At 67.4% G+C, this 12,986-nt stretch carries 21 protein-coding genes; 20 read left to right on the forward strand and 1 reads right to left on the reverse strand.

Annotated features, from left to right (window positions below; all coding sequences use genetic code 11):
• The 19 genes from NAF06_RS07215 to secY are packed head-to-tail and all read left to right on the forward strand — an operon-like array spanning nt 1 to nt 10,311.
• The gene (locus NAF06_RS07215) at nt 1-465 is read left to right on the forward strand and encodes a 50S ribosomal protein L22 (RefSeq protein WP_008584898.1); all 465 of its coding nucleotides are present in this window, start codon (nt 1-3) and stop codon (nt 463-465) included.
• On the forward strand, nt 465-1,403 hold the full coding sequence (locus NAF06_RS07220; RefSeq protein WP_008584895.1) for a 30S ribosomal protein S3: 939 nt from the start codon (nt 465-467) through the stop codon (nt 1,401-1,403). Before NAF06_RS07215 ends, NAF06_RS07220 begins: the two co-directional genes overlap by 1 nt.
• Nucleotides 1,404-1,619 carry a 50S ribosomal protein L29 gene (gene rpmC / locus NAF06_RS07225; RefSeq protein WP_006630131.1) on the forward strand — a complete coding sequence of 72 codons (216 nt, stop codon included), beginning with the start codon at nt 1,404-1,406 and terminating at the stop codon, nt 1,617-1,619.
• Between the two features lies 1 nt (nt 1,620).
• Nucleotides 1,621-2,079, forward strand: coding sequence for a ribonuclease P protein component 1 (locus NAF06_RS07230; protein WP_008584892.1), 459 nt, complete (start codon nt 1,621-1,623; stop codon nt 2,077-2,079).
• Entirely contained in the window at nt 2,070-2,414 is a 345-nt protein-coding gene (locus NAF06_RS07235; RefSeq protein WP_006630133.1) for a 30S ribosomal protein S17, read from the forward strand. Before NAF06_RS07230 ends, NAF06_RS07235 begins: the two co-directional genes overlap by 10 nt.
• Nucleotides 2,414-2,812 (forward strand): 50S ribosomal protein L14, encoded by a 399-nt coding sequence (locus NAF06_RS07240; RefSeq protein WP_004597429.1) that lies wholly within the window; start codon nt 2,414-2,416, stop codon nt 2,810-2,812. The genes NAF06_RS07235 and NAF06_RS07240 overlap by 1 nt, the downstream gene beginning before the upstream one ends.
• A 2-nt stretch (nt 2,813-2,814) precedes the next feature.
• Nucleotides 2,815-3,171, forward strand: a complete 357-nt coding sequence (rplX, locus tag NAF06_RS07245) for a 50S ribosomal protein L24 (RefSeq protein WP_008584888.1) — start codon at nt 2,815-2,817, stop codon at nt 3,169-3,171.
• Nucleotides 3,168-3,887, forward strand: coding sequence for a 30S ribosomal protein S4e (locus NAF06_RS07250; RefSeq protein ID WP_006630135.1), 720 nt, complete (start codon nt 3,168-3,170; stop codon nt 3,885-3,887). Before rplX ends, NAF06_RS07250 begins: the two co-directional genes overlap by 4 nt.
• Nucleotides 3,880-4,404: a 50S ribosomal protein L5 gene (locus tag NAF06_RS07255; RefSeq protein WP_008584869.1), complete on the forward strand. Its 525-nt coding sequence runs from the start codon at nt 3,880-3,882 to the stop codon at nt 4,402-4,404. The genes NAF06_RS07250 and NAF06_RS07255 overlap by 8 nt, the downstream gene beginning before the upstream one ends.
• Nucleotides 4,401-4,574 carry a 30S ribosomal protein S14 gene (locus NAF06_RS07260; RefSeq protein ID WP_004597423.1) on the forward strand — a complete coding sequence of 58 codons (174 nt, stop codon included), beginning with the start codon at nt 4,401-4,403 and terminating at the stop codon, nt 4,572-4,574. Before NAF06_RS07255 ends, NAF06_RS07260 begins: the two co-directional genes overlap by 4 nt.
• A 2-nt stretch (nt 4,575-4,576) precedes the next feature.
• A complete protein-coding gene (locus NAF06_RS07265; protein WP_008584866.1) occupies nt 4,577-4,969 on the forward strand; it encodes a 30S ribosomal protein S8 in 393 nt (130 codons plus the stop codon).
• 2 nt (nt 4,970-4,971) lie between these two features.
• Entirely contained in the window at nt 4,972-5,505 is a 534-nt protein-coding gene (locus tag NAF06_RS07270; RefSeq protein WP_008584864.1) for a 50S ribosomal protein L6, read from the forward strand.
• 3 nt (nt 5,506-5,508) lie between these two features.
• Nucleotides 5,509-6,216, forward strand: coding sequence for a 50S ribosomal protein L32e (locus NAF06_RS07275; protein WP_008584862.1), 708 nt, complete (start codon nt 5,509-5,511; stop codon nt 6,214-6,216).
• Nucleotides 6,209-6,670, forward strand: a complete 462-nt coding sequence (locus NAF06_RS07280) for a 50S ribosomal protein L19e (RefSeq protein WP_008584860.1) — start codon at nt 6,209-6,211, stop codon at nt 6,668-6,670. The genes NAF06_RS07275 and NAF06_RS07280 overlap by 8 nt, the downstream gene beginning before the upstream one ends.
• Entirely contained in the window at nt 6,670-7,227 is a 558-nt protein-coding gene (locus tag NAF06_RS07285) for a 50S ribosomal protein L18 (protein WP_006630140.1), read from the forward strand. Before NAF06_RS07280 ends, NAF06_RS07285 begins: the two co-directional genes overlap by 1 nt.
• Nucleotides 7,220-7,867, forward strand: coding sequence for a 30S ribosomal protein S5 (locus NAF06_RS07290; RefSeq protein WP_006630141.1), 648 nt, complete (start codon nt 7,220-7,222; stop codon nt 7,865-7,867). The genes NAF06_RS07285 and NAF06_RS07290 overlap by 8 nt, the downstream gene beginning before the upstream one ends.
• A complete protein-coding gene (locus NAF06_RS07295) occupies nt 7,867-8,331 on the forward strand; it encodes a 50S ribosomal protein L30 (protein WP_008584857.1) in 465 nt (154 codons plus the stop codon). The genes NAF06_RS07290 and NAF06_RS07295 overlap by 1 nt, the downstream gene beginning before the upstream one ends.
• Nucleotides 8,328-8,825 (forward strand): uL15m family ribosomal protein, encoded by a 498-nt coding sequence (locus tag NAF06_RS07300; protein WP_006630143.1) that lies wholly within the window; start codon nt 8,328-8,330, stop codon nt 8,823-8,825. The genes NAF06_RS07295 and NAF06_RS07300 overlap by 4 nt, the downstream gene beginning before the upstream one ends.
• Nucleotide 8,826: 1 nt before the next feature.
• Nucleotides 8,827-10,311 carry a preprotein translocase subunit SecY gene (gene secY, locus NAF06_RS07305; protein WP_008584854.1) on the forward strand — a complete coding sequence of 495 codons (1,485 nt, stop codon included), beginning with the start codon at nt 8,827-8,829 and terminating at the stop codon, nt 10,309-10,311.
• Between the two features lie 413 nt (nt 10,312-10,724).
• Here secY and NAF06_RS07310 read toward each other — a convergent pair whose 3' ends face one another.
• Nucleotides 10,725-11,594, reverse strand: a complete 870-nt coding sequence (locus tag NAF06_RS07310) for a hypothetical protein (RefSeq protein WP_049908813.1) — start codon at nt 11,592-11,594, stop codon at nt 10,725-10,727.
• 195 nt (nt 11,595-11,789) lie between these two features.
• On the opposite strand from NAF06_RS07310, the gene NAF06_RS07315 reads away from it, so the two are divergent.
• Complete coding sequence (locus NAF06_RS07315; protein WP_008584850.1) at nt 11,790-12,920, forward strand: tRNA (guanine(26)-N(2))-dimethyltransferase; 1,131 nt, start codon at nt 11,790-11,792, stop codon at nt 12,918-12,920.
• The last annotated feature ends 66 nt before the right edge of the window (nt 12,921-12,986 follow it).

Here is a 12,986-nt window from a genome sequence, read left to right on the forward strand (position 1 = left end):
ATGGGAATCAACTACAGCGTCGAGGCCGACCCGGAGACCACCGCCAAGGGGATGCTCCGCGACCGGCCCATCAGCGTGAAGGACAGCAAGGAGATCTCCCGAGAGATCAAAGGCGAGACGGTCGCCGACGCGGAGGAGTTCCTCCGGGAGGTCATCGACGAGGAGACCTCGGTGCCGATGCGCCAGCACAACGCCGGCGCGGGCCACCGCTCCGACATCGACGGCTGGGACGCGGGACGGTACCCCGAGAAGGCCGCAAAGGACTTCCTCAAGCTCTTGGAGAACGTCAAGAACAACGCCGACGAGCAGGGGTTCGACGGCGAGGAGATGATCATCAAACACGTCGCCCCGCACAAGGTCGGCGAACGCCCCGGCCGGAACCCCCGCGCCGCGGGCGCGACGGAGTGGAACACCACGCTCGCGGACGTCGAACTGATCATCGAGGAGCCGGAGGCTGACAACTAATGGCTGACGAACACCAATTCATCGAGGACGGCCTGCGCCGTTCCCAGATCAACGAGTTCTTCGCGGACGAGCTCGGCCGCGCCGGCTACGGCGGGATGGACGTGGCCCAGACGCCGATGGGCACGCAGATCGTCTTGAAGGCCGAAAAGCCCGGCATGGTGATCGGGAAGGGCGGGAAGAACATCCGCAAGATCACCACCGAGCTGGAGGACCGATTCGACATGGACGACCCGCAGATCGACGTTCAGGAGGTCGACGAGCCCGACCTGAACGCCCAGATCGTCGCGGACCGTCTCGCGAACGCCCTCGAACGCGGCTGGTACTTCCGGAAGGCCGGTCACACGACGATCGACCGGATCATGGACGCCGGCGCGCTGGGTGCCGAGATCGTCCTGTCCGGCAAGGTCACCGGCGCGCGCTCGCGCGTCGAGAAGTTCAACCGCGGCTACATCAAGCACAACGGCGAGCCCGCCGAGGAGGTCGTCGACCACGGCCAGGGCGTCGCGGTCATGAAGCTCGGGACGATCGGCGTCAACGTCAAGATCATCCCGCCGGGCGCGACCCTGCCCGACGACTTCGAGGTCCGCGAGGACGCCGAGGTCCCGGAGGTCGAGCAGGCCGCGGCCGCGGGCGACGACGAAGGCGTCGAGGCGCTCTTAGAAGAGGAGCCCGAGGAGGTCCCGGACGTCGGGGCCGACGACGACGTCGACGTGCCCGACGAGGACCCCACGGAGGTCATCGACGAGGAGGTCGTCGAGGAAGTCGTCGAGGAGACGCAGGACACGGCCAGCGAGGCCACCGACGTCGCCGAAGAGGAGCCGGTCGGCGACGCGGAGCCCGACGAGCTCGACGAGCTCGACGAAGAGATCGAGTCCGAGGCGGCCGACCTCGTCGCGGAGATGGAGGCGGCCGACGAGGAAGACGAGGAGGACGAGTAAATGGCGATACTGTACACCGACGAGATCCGCGACATGACCGCTGCGGAGCGGCAGGTCGAACTCGAGGAGCTCGAGACCGAGCTGCTCAACTCGAAGGCGCAGCGGGCGGCCGGCGGCATGCCGGAGAGCCCGGGCCGCGTCAACGAGCTGAAGAAGACCATCGCGCGGATCAAGACGATCCAGACGGAAGAAGGCGACTTCGACGAGGAACAGTAAGATGATCTCCCCCGACAACCTCGTTCGGCACGAACTCGTCGGCCTCCCGGTTCGGGTGGTCGACGCCGACAGCGACGCCCACGTGGGTATCGCCGGTCGCGTGCTCGACGAGACGTTCGGCACCCTCGTGGTCCGGACGGAGTCGGGGGACAAGCGCGTGCCCAAGTCGGGCGCGACGTTCGAGTTCGGCGTCGTCGAGACGCCGACCGCTCGCACAGATGAAGCCGCCGGCGACGGAGCGTCGCCGGGGTCCGCGTCCCAACTCGGGTCGGATACTACGGGGGTCCGCCCCCGTCAGTCTGGCCCGTCCGGGTCCACAAGCGCCGTCGACGGTGACGGTGCGGGTCCGGCGAGCCGGCGAGGCGAGTGCAAAGACGCGGTCTACGCGACGGTGGATGGCGATCGGTTGCGACATCGGCCCGCCGAACGCACCGAACGAGGTGCCACACAATGGCGATAGGAATCGACGTACCCACGCCTCCGGAGCCAGACAACCCGGAGGATTACGACTACGAGAAGTGCCCGTTCTACGGGCAGCTCTCCGTCCGCGGCCAGACCCGCGAGGGAACGGTCGTGTCGACGGATATGGAAAAGACCGTCATCGTCGAGCGAGAGTACGACGTGTTCGTACCGAAATACGATCGGTACATGAAGCGTCGCTCGCGCATCCCGGCCCACGTGCCGGGCGTGCTCGACTCGCTCGAAGTCGGTGACGAAGTGACAATCGCGGAGACGCGACCGCTCTCGAAGACGAAGTCCCACGTCGTCGTCGAGATCCTGTCGGGTGATCAGTGATGGAGGCGCTCAAGGCCGACGTCACGCAGGGGCTCTCGAAGGGCTCGCTCATCACGTGCGCCGACAACACCGGCGCTCGTGAGCTGAAGGTCATCTCCGTGTCGGGCTACTCCGGCACGAAGAACCGACACCCGAAGGCAGGAATCGGCGACAAGGTGACCGTCTCGGTCACTAAAGGGACGCCGGAGATGCGGCGGCAGGTGCTGGAGGCGGTCGTCGTCCGCCAGCGCAAGCCGATCCGCCGTCCGGACGGCACGCGCGTGAAGTTCGAGGACAACGCGGCCGTCATCATCGACGACCTCGAGGAGCCGCGGGGCACGGAGATCAAAGGCCCCGTCGCCCGCGAGGTCGCCGAACGATTCGGGAGCATCGCCTCGACCGCGACGATGATCGTCTAACTATGACGAAACAGCCACGCAAACAGCGAAAACGGTCGGAGACCGCGCCGCTCCACGAGCGGCAGAACCAGGTCCGGGCCACCCTCACCGCCGATCTCCGCGAGGAGTACGGACAGCGGAACGTCCGCGTCAACGCCGGCGACACCGTCGAGGTGCTTCGCGGCGACGCGGCCGGCACAGAGGCGGAGGTCGTCTCCGTCGACCTGTCCGCCGAGCGGATCACGGTCGAGGACGTCACCGTCGAGAAGGCGGACGGGGAGGAGGTTCCCCGCCCCATCCCGGCGAGCAACGTCCGGGTGACCGAACTGGATCTGGAAGACGAGCGCCGCGAGGCGCGGCTCCAGGAGGACAACGAATGACGCGACACCAGAAGCGACTGTCAGTACCGAACTCCTGGCCGGTCGAGCGCAAGACGGACACGTTCACGGTGAAGGCGGGCGCGGGCCCGCACGGCGAGGCGGGCGTTCCGCTCGTCGTCCTGCTTCGGGACGTGCTCGGTTACGTCGACTCGACGAAGGAGGCGCGCTACGCGCTGAACAACGACTCGATCCTCGTCAACGGGGACGCCATCTCGGACGAACAGCGTCCGATCGGGATGTTCGACATCCTGGCGTTCCCCGAGCGCGGGGAGTACTTCCGCGTCTTCCCCGACGAGGGCGGTCGGCTCGCGCTGACCCCCGTCGACGAGGAGGCCGCGGGTAGCCGGCTCGGGAAGATCACGAACAAGACCGTCGTCCCCGGCGGCGTCGTTCAGCTGACGCTCCACGACGGGACGAACGTCCGCGTCGACGACGACGCGGACTACGACACGAACGACTCGATCGTCGTCGACAACGAGACGAAAGAGATCGTCGCCCACTTCGAGTACGAGGAGGGCGCTCTCGTGACCGCCGTCGCCGGCCAGCACGCCGGGCAGATCGGCGAGATCGACGACATCGACGTGACCCTCGGCTCCGGAGACAACACCGTGACCGTCGCCAGCGAGGACGGCGGCTACGAGACGGTCGAGGAGTACGTCGTCGTGATCGACGAGAACTTCACGGACGACGACGAGGCGGGTGATTCGGATGAGTGAAGCCGAGAGCGCCGACCACGAGATGCGCGAGCCGTACCTCGAGAAGGTCGTCGTCCACATGGGCGTCGGGCAGGGCGGTGAACCCCTCGCCGACGCCGAGGAGATCATCGAGGAGATCACGGGCCAGCAGTCGGTCCGGACCACCTCGAAGCGCACCATCGCCGAGTTCGGGATCCGCAAGGGCGACCCGATCGGCGTCAAGGTGACGCTGCGGGGAGAGGACGCGCACGCGTTCCTCGAAACCGCGCTCGACATCGTCGACGTCTCCGCGAGTCAGTTCGACGACACGGGCAACCTGAGCTTCGGGGTCGAGGACCACACCGACTTCCCGAGCCAGGAGTACGACCCCAACACCGGGATCTACGGCCTCGACGTGACGACGACGATCGTCCGTCCCGGCTACCGCGTCTCGAAACGCGACAAGGCGACGGGGACGATCCCCGCCCGCCACCGGATGACAGCCGAGGACGCGGCCGCGTTCCTCGAAACGAACTTCGACGTCGAGGTAACCGAATGAGCGAAGCGAACAACGACACGGGCGAACACGCCGCGAAGCGCACCGACTCCCGGCACACGTGCCGGCGGTGCGACCGCGAGCAGGGACTCGTCGGCAAGTACGATATCAACCTCTGCCGGCAGTGTTTCCGCGAGGTCGCCCGAGACATGGGATTCGAGAAGTACAGCTGATCATGACGGGAAACGATCCATTCACCAACGCGCTCGCCGGCATGGACAACGCCGAGAGCGTTGGCCATCTGTCGTACACGGTAGAGCCCGCTTCGAACATCATCGGTTCCGTCCTCGAGGTCCTCTACGACCGCGGGTACGTCGACGGCTTCCAGTACGTTGACGACGGGAAGGCCGGGAAGTTCGAGGTCGAACTGAAGGGAGCGATCAACGAGTGTGGCGCGGTCAAGCCCCGCTACTCGGCGGGCGCTGACGAGTTCGAGAAGTGGGAGAAGCGGTACCTCCCCGCCCGTGACTACGGGACGCTCATCGTCACGACGAGCCACGGCGTCATGAGCCACTACGAGGCCCGCGAAGAGGGCATCGGCGGCCAAGTGATCGCATACGTCTACTAACAATGAACAGAGTCGAAATCGAGATTCCGGACGACGTCTCCGCCGAGACCGACCACCTCGAACTCACCGTCGAGGGTCCCAACGGGAGCGTCACGCGACGCCTCTGGTACCCCGACGTCGACGTGTCGGTCGAGGAGGGCGCGGTGGTCATCACCACCGACAACGAGGACGCGAAGACCAACGCCACCGTCGGCACCTTCGAGAGCCACGTCGCCAACATGATCCACGGCGTCACCGAGGGATGGGAGTACGCGATGGAAGTGTACTACGCCCACTTCCCGATGCAGGTGACCGTGGAGGGCGACGAGGTCGTCATCGAGAACTTCCTCGGAGAGAGCGCCGCGCGGCGCACCCCCATCCGCGGAGACACTGAGGTACAGGTCGACGGCGAGACGGTCACGCTTTCGGGCTCCGACAAGGAGGCCGTCGGGCAGACCGCCGCCGACATCGAACAGCTGACGAAGGTGACCGACAAGGACACGCGCGTCTTCCAGGACGGCGTGTACATCGTCGAGAAGCCCACCGGAGGTGCCTAACCAATGGCAGACGAACTGGAAGACATCAGCGGTGTCGGTCCCTCGAAGGCGGACGCCCTTCGGGAGGCCGGCTACGAGACGGTCGAGGACGTGAAGGCCGCCTCCCAGTCGGAGCTCTCCGAGGTCGACGGCGTCGGCAACGCGCTCGCTGCGCGTATCAAGGCCGACGTCGGCGGGCTGGAGGTCGACGAGGAGGCGGACGCGGAGATCGAAGACGAGACGGACGAGGAGGAGGCCGACGAGGCCGACGCCGACGAGACCGTCGAGACGGAACTTCGCCCCCGCGGCCACGCCGACAAGACGCCGGAACTGGACGACGAGACCGCTCGCGCGCTCGCACAGAAGCACCGCGAGGGGAAACCGCAGTTCAACCGGCAGGACTACCACAAGAAAAAGCGGATCCCGACGTCGTGGCGCAAGCCGCGCGGCGGGCTCTCCAAGCAGCGCCGTCGGATGAAATCGAAGGGACCGGTCGTCGAGGCCGGCTTCCGTTCGCCGACGGCGTCCCGCGACCTGCACCCGAGCGGCTTCGAGGAGGTCCGCGTTCACAACACGGACGACCTCGAGGGCGTCGACGGCGACACGCAGGCGGTGCGGATCGCCTCGAAGGTCGGCGGTCGCAAGCGCGAACTGATCGAAGACGAGGCGGAGGAGCGCGAGATCCGCGTGCTGAACCCGACCTACGTCGAAGTGGAGGTCGACGATGAGTGATCTGAAGGCCCAGAAACGGCTCGCGGCGGACGAGTTAGACGTCGGCAAGGGCCGCGTCTGGCTCGACCCCGAGGCACAGGAGGAGATCGCGGACGCGATCACTCGCGAGGACGTCCGCGAACTCATCGAACAGGGAACGATCCGCGCGAAGGACGCGAAGACGAACTCGCGCGGTCGCGCCCGTGAACGCGCCGAGAAGCGCTCCTACGGGCATCAGTCGGGTGCCGGGACCCGCAAGGGGAAGTCCGGCGCGCGGCAGGACACGAAAGACGACTGGAAGGTGCGGATCCGCGCACAGCGGGCGCGCCTGAAGGAGCTTCGCGACGAGGAAGACGTGCTCGACGCCTCCGAGTACCGCACGCTCTACAACAAGGCGAGCGGCGGAGACTTCGAGGACGTCGCCCGTCTCGAGGCGTACATTCGGACGCAGTACGGCTACGAGGTGACGGACTAATGGCGACAGGACCACGATACAAGGTGCCGATGCGCCGCCGCCGCGAGGTCCGGACGGATTACCATCAGAGGTTGCGCCTGCTGAAATCGGGCAAGCCTCGCCTGGTCGCCCGGGTGAGCAACGCTCACGTCAGGGCGCAGCTGGTGACCCCCGGACCCGACGGCGACGAGACCCACGCGGCCGCCTCCAGCGAGGAGCTCGACGAGTACGGCTGGGACGCCCCCACGGGCAACCTCCCCAGCGCGTACCTCACGGGCTACCTCGCGGGCGCTCGCGCCGTCGACGCCGGCCTCGAAGAGGCCGTCCTCGACATCGGGCTCAACACGGCGACCCCCGGCAACAAGACGTTCGCGGCACAGGAAGGAGCGATCGACGCGGGCCTCGAGATCCCGCACAACGACGACGTGCTGGCCGACTGGTCGCGCACGCGCGGCGAGCACATCGCCGACTACGCCGAGCAGCTCGACGAGCCGCTGTACAGCGGCGAGTTCGACGCCAGCGAGCTACCCGAGCACTTCGACGACGTGCTCGCGACAATCCAGGAGGACCATGAGTAGACACAACGACGGCTGGGAACCGCGGACGCGACTCGGCCGCAAGGTACAGGACGGCGACATCACGTCGATGGAACAGGCGCTCGAATCCGGGCTCCCGCTGAAGGAGGCCGAGATCGTCGACCAGCTCCTCCCGGGGCTGGAAGACGAGGTGTTGGACATCAACATGGTCCAGCGCATGACCGACTCGGGCCGCCGCGTGAAGTTCCGCTGCGTGGTCGCCGTGGGCAACCGCGACGGCTACCTCGGCTACGCGCAGGCCCGCGACGATCAGGTCGGCGGCGCGATCCAGAAGGCGATCGACGTCGCGAAGCTGAACATCATCTCCGTCGACCGCGGCTCCGGATCCTGGGAGGACCAGCCCGGCGGCACCAACTCCCTCACCCGGACGGCGAAGGGGAAGGCCGGCTCCGTCACGGTCGAGGTCAAGCCTGCCCCGCAGGGGCTGGGTCTCGCGGCCGCGGAGACGGTCCGCAACATCTTGGAGCTCGCCGGCGTCGAGGACGCCTGGACGAACTCCGACGGCAACACGCGCACGACGGTGAACCTCGCGAAGGCGACGTTCAACGCCCTGGAGAACGCGGCGCAGTCCCGCACTCCGCAGCACGCGCGTGAGGTCCACTACGACGAGGTGAGCGAGTGATGCAGGCGATCGTCCAGCTCCGCGGTGACGTCAACCTCGACTACGGCGTAGAGGACACGCTCGACATGCTGAACGTCGGGCGCGTCAACCACGCGACGTTCGTCCCCGAGACGGACTCGTACAGCGGCATGATCACGAAAGTCAACGACGTCGTCGCGTTCGGGGAACCGAGCGTCGAGAGCGTCGCGCGCACGATCGCGCGGCGCGGCGAGCCGCTCGAAGGCTCCGCCGACATCGACGACGAGTGGATCGACGACAACACCGACTATTCCGACCTTGAGGCGCTAGCGGAGGCGCTCGTCGACGAGGAGACGACCCTGCGCGAGCAGGGCCTCTCGCCGACGCTGCGGCTCCACGCGCCCCGCGGCGGTCACGAGGGCATCAAACACCCCGTGATCGAGGGCGGCGAACTCGGGAAACACACCACCGAGGAGATCGACAGTCTCCTGGAGGCGATGCGATGACGAGCAAGAAAAAGCGACAGCGCGGCTCGCGCACGCACGGCGGCGGCACGCACAAGAACCGGCGCGGAGCCGGTCACCGCGGCGGCCGCGGCGCGGCCGGTCGCGCGAAACACGAGTACCACAACTACGGCCCGCTCGGCAAGCACGGGTTCAAGCGTCCCGAGGACGCCAAGACGGAGGTCCTCGAAGTGAAGGTCCAGAAGCTCGACGAGGACGCGGCGCTGTACGCCGCGGACGGCCTCGCCGAGGAGGACGGCGACGCGTACGTCTTCGACGCGCGCGACGTCGTCGAGGACGGCCACGAGGCGGACGTCGTGAAGGTGCTCGGCGGCGGGCAGGTCCGCCGCGAGCTCCGCGTCACGGCCGACGCGTTCACCGCCGGCGCGGTCGAGCTCATCGAGGAGGCCGGCGGCGAGGCGACGCTCTCGGAGCGCGCCGAAGACGCCGCTGACGAACCGGAAAACACTTCCGACGACGAGAACGACGAGGCGTAACATGAGCTGGAAGGAGGCCGCCGAACCGGTGCTCTCGCGGATGCCTGTCGTGGAGCGGCCCGCGGGACACGTCCCGTTCAGACGGAAGCTCACGTGGACGGCCGGAATCCTGATCGTCTACTTCTTCCTGACCAACATCAACCCGTTCGGGTTGGCGGTCGGGCAGGGGTCGGACTTCTTCGGGCAGTTCCGGTCCGTGCTCGCCGGGTCGTCCGGGTCGCTGCTACAGGTCGGTATCGGACCGATCGTCACGGCGTCCATCGTCCTCCAGCTGTTGGGCGGTGCGAACCTCCTCGGGCTCGACACGGAGAACGACCCGCGAGACCAGGTCCTCTATCAGGGCCTCCAGAAGCTGCTCGTGATCATCGTCTCCGCCCTGACGGCGGCTCCGATGGTGTTCACGGGCTCGTTCCTGCCGGCTGACGAGGCCGTCGCCAGCACGCTCGGGATCGGCATATTCGGCGTGCAGGTGCTGATCTTCGCGCAGATCTTCGTCGGCGGCATCCTCATCCTGTTCATGGACGAGATCGTGAGCAAGTGGGGCGTCGGCTCCGGCGTCGGACTGTTCATCATCGCGTCCGTGAGCCAGCAGATCGTCGGCGGCTTCTTCAGCTTCTCCGCGCTCGGCGCGTCCGGCTTCTTCGCGAACTGGTACGGCGTAATATTCGGCGACGTGCCGGTGTCGATGTCGCCGTTCACGGCCGAAGGACTCCAGAACCTCCTCTTCGATCCGGGGAACATTCTGGCGCTTTTCACCACGGTGTTCATCTTCGGGATCGTCGTGTACGCGGAGTCGGTCCGCGTCGAGATCCCGCTGTCACACGCCCGCGTGAAGGGGGCTCGCGGACGCTTCCCGGTGAAGCTCATCTACGCGTCCGTCCTGCCGATGATTCTCGTTCGCGCGCTACAGGCGAACATCCAGTTCCTCGGCCAGTTCCTCTCCTCGCAGTGGGCGGGGATGCCGGCGTGGCTCGGCACGTACACCGACGCGGGACAGCCCATCTCCGGGCTGTTCTACTACCTGAACCCCATTCAGGCGCGGACCCAGTGGATGTGGTTCCTCGGCGAACTCGAAGCGGCGTCAATCGAGCCGTGGATGATCGGCATCCGGCTCGCCGTCGACCTGACGTTCATGATCGTCGGCGGTGCCATCTTCGCGATCTTCTGGGTCGAGACGACCGGGATGGGACCGGAGGCGACCGCGAAACAGATCCAGAACTCCGGGATGCAGATCCCCGGGTTCCGCCGGAACCCGCAGGTCGTCGAGAAGGTTATGGAGCGGTACATCCCGCAGGTGACCGTCATCGGTGGTGCCCTCGTCGGGCTGCTCGCCGTGATGGCGAACCTGCTCGGCACCATCGGTCAGGTCTCCGGAACCGGGCTCCTGCTGGCGGTCTCTATCACGTACAAGCTGTACGAGGAGATCGCCGAAGAGCAGCTGATGGAGATGCACCCGATGATGCGCCAGATGTTCGGCAACGAGTAGCGAACATCTGCCTTCCCTGATTTATTTTACAACCGCCAGCGACTGCTCCGTCTCCGCCACTCGCTCCGTCCACGCGTCACCTCACGGCTCCGAGTGTATCCGGATCCGGCTGTCGCCTCAATGGACTCGACGACCGCTCGACCGGTGACGGGAGAACTCCGGCTGACCGTTACCCGGTCCGCTGATGACACGCGGAGAGTTCGCGGCCGGTCTGTCGTCGACGTGACGCGCTGACCGAGGTATCCCGACGCACCGACCCGACCGACGCGACACGCCGACGGGGTCGGTGCGGCATCCGTCTCTCTCCGCTCGGTCCGCGTCCCGGCGGCTTGTCGTGATTCATCGTTTCGAAAAAGGACGCCGAAGTCGCGTCGAGTGAGCGGACGCCGGCCGCACTCCGCCGTCAGCGCCGCCTACGACTCGTCGCGTCGGTCGCCGTCCCCGTCCGCTTCGGAGTCGTCCTCGTCGTCCGCGTTGACCTTCTCGTCCACGGTCTTCTCCACTGTTTCTTCGACCGTCTCGCCGACGGTCTCCTCGACGGTCTTCTCGACGGTTTCCTCGACCGCCTCCCCGACGGTTTCCTCGACGGTCTTCTCCACCGTTTCTTCGACCGTCTCGCCTACGGTCTCCTCGACGGTTTCGCCGACCTTCTCCTCGACGGTTTCGCCGACCTTCTCCTCGACGGTCTTCTCGACGGTTTCCTCGACGGTCTTTTCAACCGTTTCGCCGACCTTCTCCTCGACCGTCTCTCCGACCTTCTCCTCGACGGTCTTCTCGACGGTCTCGCCGACCGTCTCTTCGACCTTCCCGCTCACCTCCTCGCTGACGGTGTCGCTGACGTCGTCGGCGACTCCGCTGACCTCCTTGTTGACGGTCTCGCCCACGCTCTTTTCGACCTCCTTGCTCACCGTCTCTTCGACCTTCTCGCCGACGGTCTCCTCGACGGTCTTCTCGACCTCCTTGCTCACCGTCTCGCCGACGGTCTTCTCGACTTCCTTGTTGACTGTCTCGCCGACGGTCTTCTCGACTTCCTTGTCGACGGTCTCGCCGACGCTCTCCTCGACCTGTTTGCCGACCTGGTCCGCGACCTCGCGGGTCATCCAGTCGGGGTCGAACCGCGCCATCTTCCAGACGACGTGGATCACGTACGAGGCGAACACCCCGATCCCGAAGGCCATCGCCACGGTGTTCATCTGGGTCGTCGCGATGAGCACGATCGATACGGCGATCAGCGCCCCGTACGCGATGTCGGTTATCGCGTCCACTCGGGCCGGACTCACCATCCTCGCCCCTCCGTCTCGCCGTCGGGCGCGTCGCGTCGCCGTCGCGTGGCGTCTCCGTTCATACGTCCGCATTCCGCGCCGGCGGCGTAAAAGCCTCCCATTGTCCTCGTCCCCGGTCGATCGGTTCCCGGTCGCCGGCGGCGGCCGCCCGTCTCGGAGCGCGGCCCTTTTAGCTCGGATGGCCGAACCGGAGGCATGGACATCGAAGAGGGCGGGATCACCGTCTCCGTCCCGGAGGCCCGCGACGGTGCCAGCGAGGGCACCGGCGGCGGCGTCTTCTTCAACCCGACGCAGGAACTGAACCGCGACGTGACCGTCGCGACGCTGCGCGCCTACCGCGAGCGCGAGCCGCGGGCGGCCTCGTACCTCGACGCGATGGCGGCCTCGGGGGTTCGCGGCGTCCGGGCCGCCGCCGAGGGGTACGACATCACCTGCGCCGACGTCGACGCGGACGCGGTCGACCTCGCCGCGGCGAACCTTGACGCCAACGGGCTGGACGGCGAGGCGGTCCACCGCGACGTCAACGCCCTGCTGTACGACGAGGGGCCGTTCGACGTCGTCGACCTGGACCCGTACGGCACGCCGATCCCCTTCGCGGACGCGGCGTTCGCGAACGGCCGCAACCTGATCTGCGTCACCGCCACGGACACCGCGCCGCTGTGCGGTGCCCACCTCCAAAGCGGGATCCGGAAGTACGGCGCGGTCCCGCGCAACACCGACTACCACCCGGAGATGGGGCTGCGGACGCTCGTCTCCGCGCTCGTCCGGACCGCGGCGCGCTACGACAAGGCGGCCCGACCGATCCTCTCGCACGTCTCCCGCCACTACGCGCGGACCTACCTCGAACTGGAGTCGGGTGCCCGCGCGGCCGACGACTGCCTCGAAGCGCTGGGCCACGTCGACGGCTGCGAGGACTGCCTGTGGCGGTCGCCGACCCGCGGTCGGATCGCCGACCCGGTCGACGCCTGTCCGGAGTGCGGGAGCGACCGCGTCCTCACCGCCGGGCCGATCTGGCTCGGTCCCGTCGCGGACCCCGACTTCGCGCGCGCCGTCCGGCGCGAGGTGACCGACGACATGGGCGAGGCGAAGCGGGCGCGGAAGCTGCTCGGCACCGTCGCGCGCGAGATCGACACGCCGACCCACTACGACCAGCACCGCCTGTACAAGCAGTGGGGCGAGCCGGCCATCGGCATGGACGAGTTCGTCGAGCGCCTGCGCGCCGCCGGTCACGAGGCGAGCCGCGCGCACTACCGCGGGACGGCGGTCAAGAGCACCGCGTCGATCCCGGAGATGCGCGAGGCGGTCCTCGGAACGGACGCGGACTGACCGCCCGGCCGACCGTCGCGAGGACCCCGCGCCGCCGCGGACCGACCGGTCTCCGCCCCGCCCGCC

The sequence above is a fragment of the Halorubrum hochsteinianum genome (genome assembly GCF_023702125.1).
Taxonomy (GTDB): Archaea; Halobacteriota; Halobacteria; order Halobacteriales; family Haloferacaceae; genus Halorubrum; species Halorubrum hochsteinianum.

Excerpts from the sequence above, each read along its gene's own strand:
- NAF06_RS07280 (WP_008584860.1), top strand. The coding sequence starts at position 6,209 with ATGAGTGATCTGAAGGCCCAGAAACGGCTCGCGGCGGACGAGTTAGAC.
- NAF06_RS07270 (WP_008584864.1), top strand. The coding sequence starts at position 4,972 with ATGAACAGAGTCGAAATCGAGATTCCGGACGACGTCTCCGCCGAGACC.
- NAF06_RS07290 (WP_006630141.1), top strand. The coding sequence starts at position 7,220 with ATGAGTAGACACAACGACGGCTGGGAACCGCGGACGCGACTCGGCCGC.
- NAF06_RS07260 (WP_004597423.1), top strand. The coding sequence starts at position 4,401 with ATGAGCGAAGCGAACAACGACACGGGCGAACACGCCGCGAAGCGCACC.
- secY (WP_008584854.1), top strand. The coding sequence starts at position 8,827 with ATGAGCTGGAAGGAGGCCGCCGAACCGGTGCTCTCGCGGATGCCTGTC.
- NAF06_RS07215 (WP_008584898.1), top strand. The coding sequence starts at position 1 with ATGGGAATCAACTACAGCGTCGAGGCCGACCCGGAGACCACCGCCAAG.
- NAF06_RS07300 (WP_006630143.1), top strand. The coding sequence starts at position 8,328 with ATGACGAGCAAGAAAAAGCGACAGCGCGGCTCGCGCACGCACGGCGGC.
- NAF06_RS07315 (WP_008584850.1), top strand. The coding sequence starts at position 11,790 with ATGGACATCGAAGAGGGCGGGATCACCGTCTCCGTCCCGGAGGCCCGC.
- NAF06_RS07240 (WP_004597429.1), top strand. The coding sequence starts at position 2,414 with ATGGAGGCGCTCAAGGCCGACGTCACGCAGGGGCTCTCGAAGGGCTCG.
- NAF06_RS07310 (WP_049908813.1), bottom strand. The coding sequence starts at position 11,594 with ATGGTGAGTCCGGCCCGAGTGGACGCGATAACCGACATCGCGTACGGG.
- NAF06_RS07230 (WP_008584892.1), top strand. The coding sequence starts at position 1,621 with ATGATCTCCCCCGACAACCTCGTTCGGCACGAACTCGTCGGCCTCCCG.
- NAF06_RS07220 (WP_008584895.1), top strand. The coding sequence starts at position 465 with ATGGCTGACGAACACCAATTCATCGAGGACGGCCTGCGCCGTTCCCAG.
- rplX (WP_008584888.1), top strand. The coding sequence starts at position 2,815 with ATGACGAAACAGCCACGCAAACAGCGAAAACGGTCGGAGACCGCGCCG.
- NAF06_RS07250 (WP_006630135.1), top strand. The coding sequence starts at position 3,168 with ATGACGCGACACCAGAAGCGACTGTCAGTACCGAACTCCTGGCCGGTC.
- rpmC (WP_006630131.1), top strand. The coding sequence starts at position 1,404 with ATGGCGATACTGTACACCGACGAGATCCGCGACATGACCGCTGCGGAG.
- NAF06_RS07255 (WP_008584869.1), top strand. The coding sequence starts at position 3,880 with ATGAGTGAAGCCGAGAGCGCCGACCACGAGATGCGCGAGCCGTACCTC.
- NAF06_RS07285 (WP_006630140.1), top strand. The coding sequence starts at position 6,670 with ATGGCGACAGGACCACGATACAAGGTGCCGATGCGCCGCCGCCGCGAG.
- NAF06_RS07275 (WP_008584862.1), top strand. The coding sequence starts at position 5,509 with ATGGCAGACGAACTGGAAGACATCAGCGGTGTCGGTCCCTCGAAGGCG.
- NAF06_RS07235 (WP_006630133.1), top strand. The coding sequence starts at position 2,070 with ATGGCGATAGGAATCGACGTACCCACGCCTCCGGAGCCAGACAACCCG.
- NAF06_RS07295 (WP_008584857.1), top strand. The coding sequence starts at position 7,867 with ATGCAGGCGATCGTCCAGCTCCGCGGTGACGTCAACCTCGACTACGGC.
- NAF06_RS07265 (WP_008584866.1), top strand. The coding sequence starts at position 4,577 with ATGACGGGAAACGATCCATTCACCAACGCGCTCGCCGGCATGGACAAC.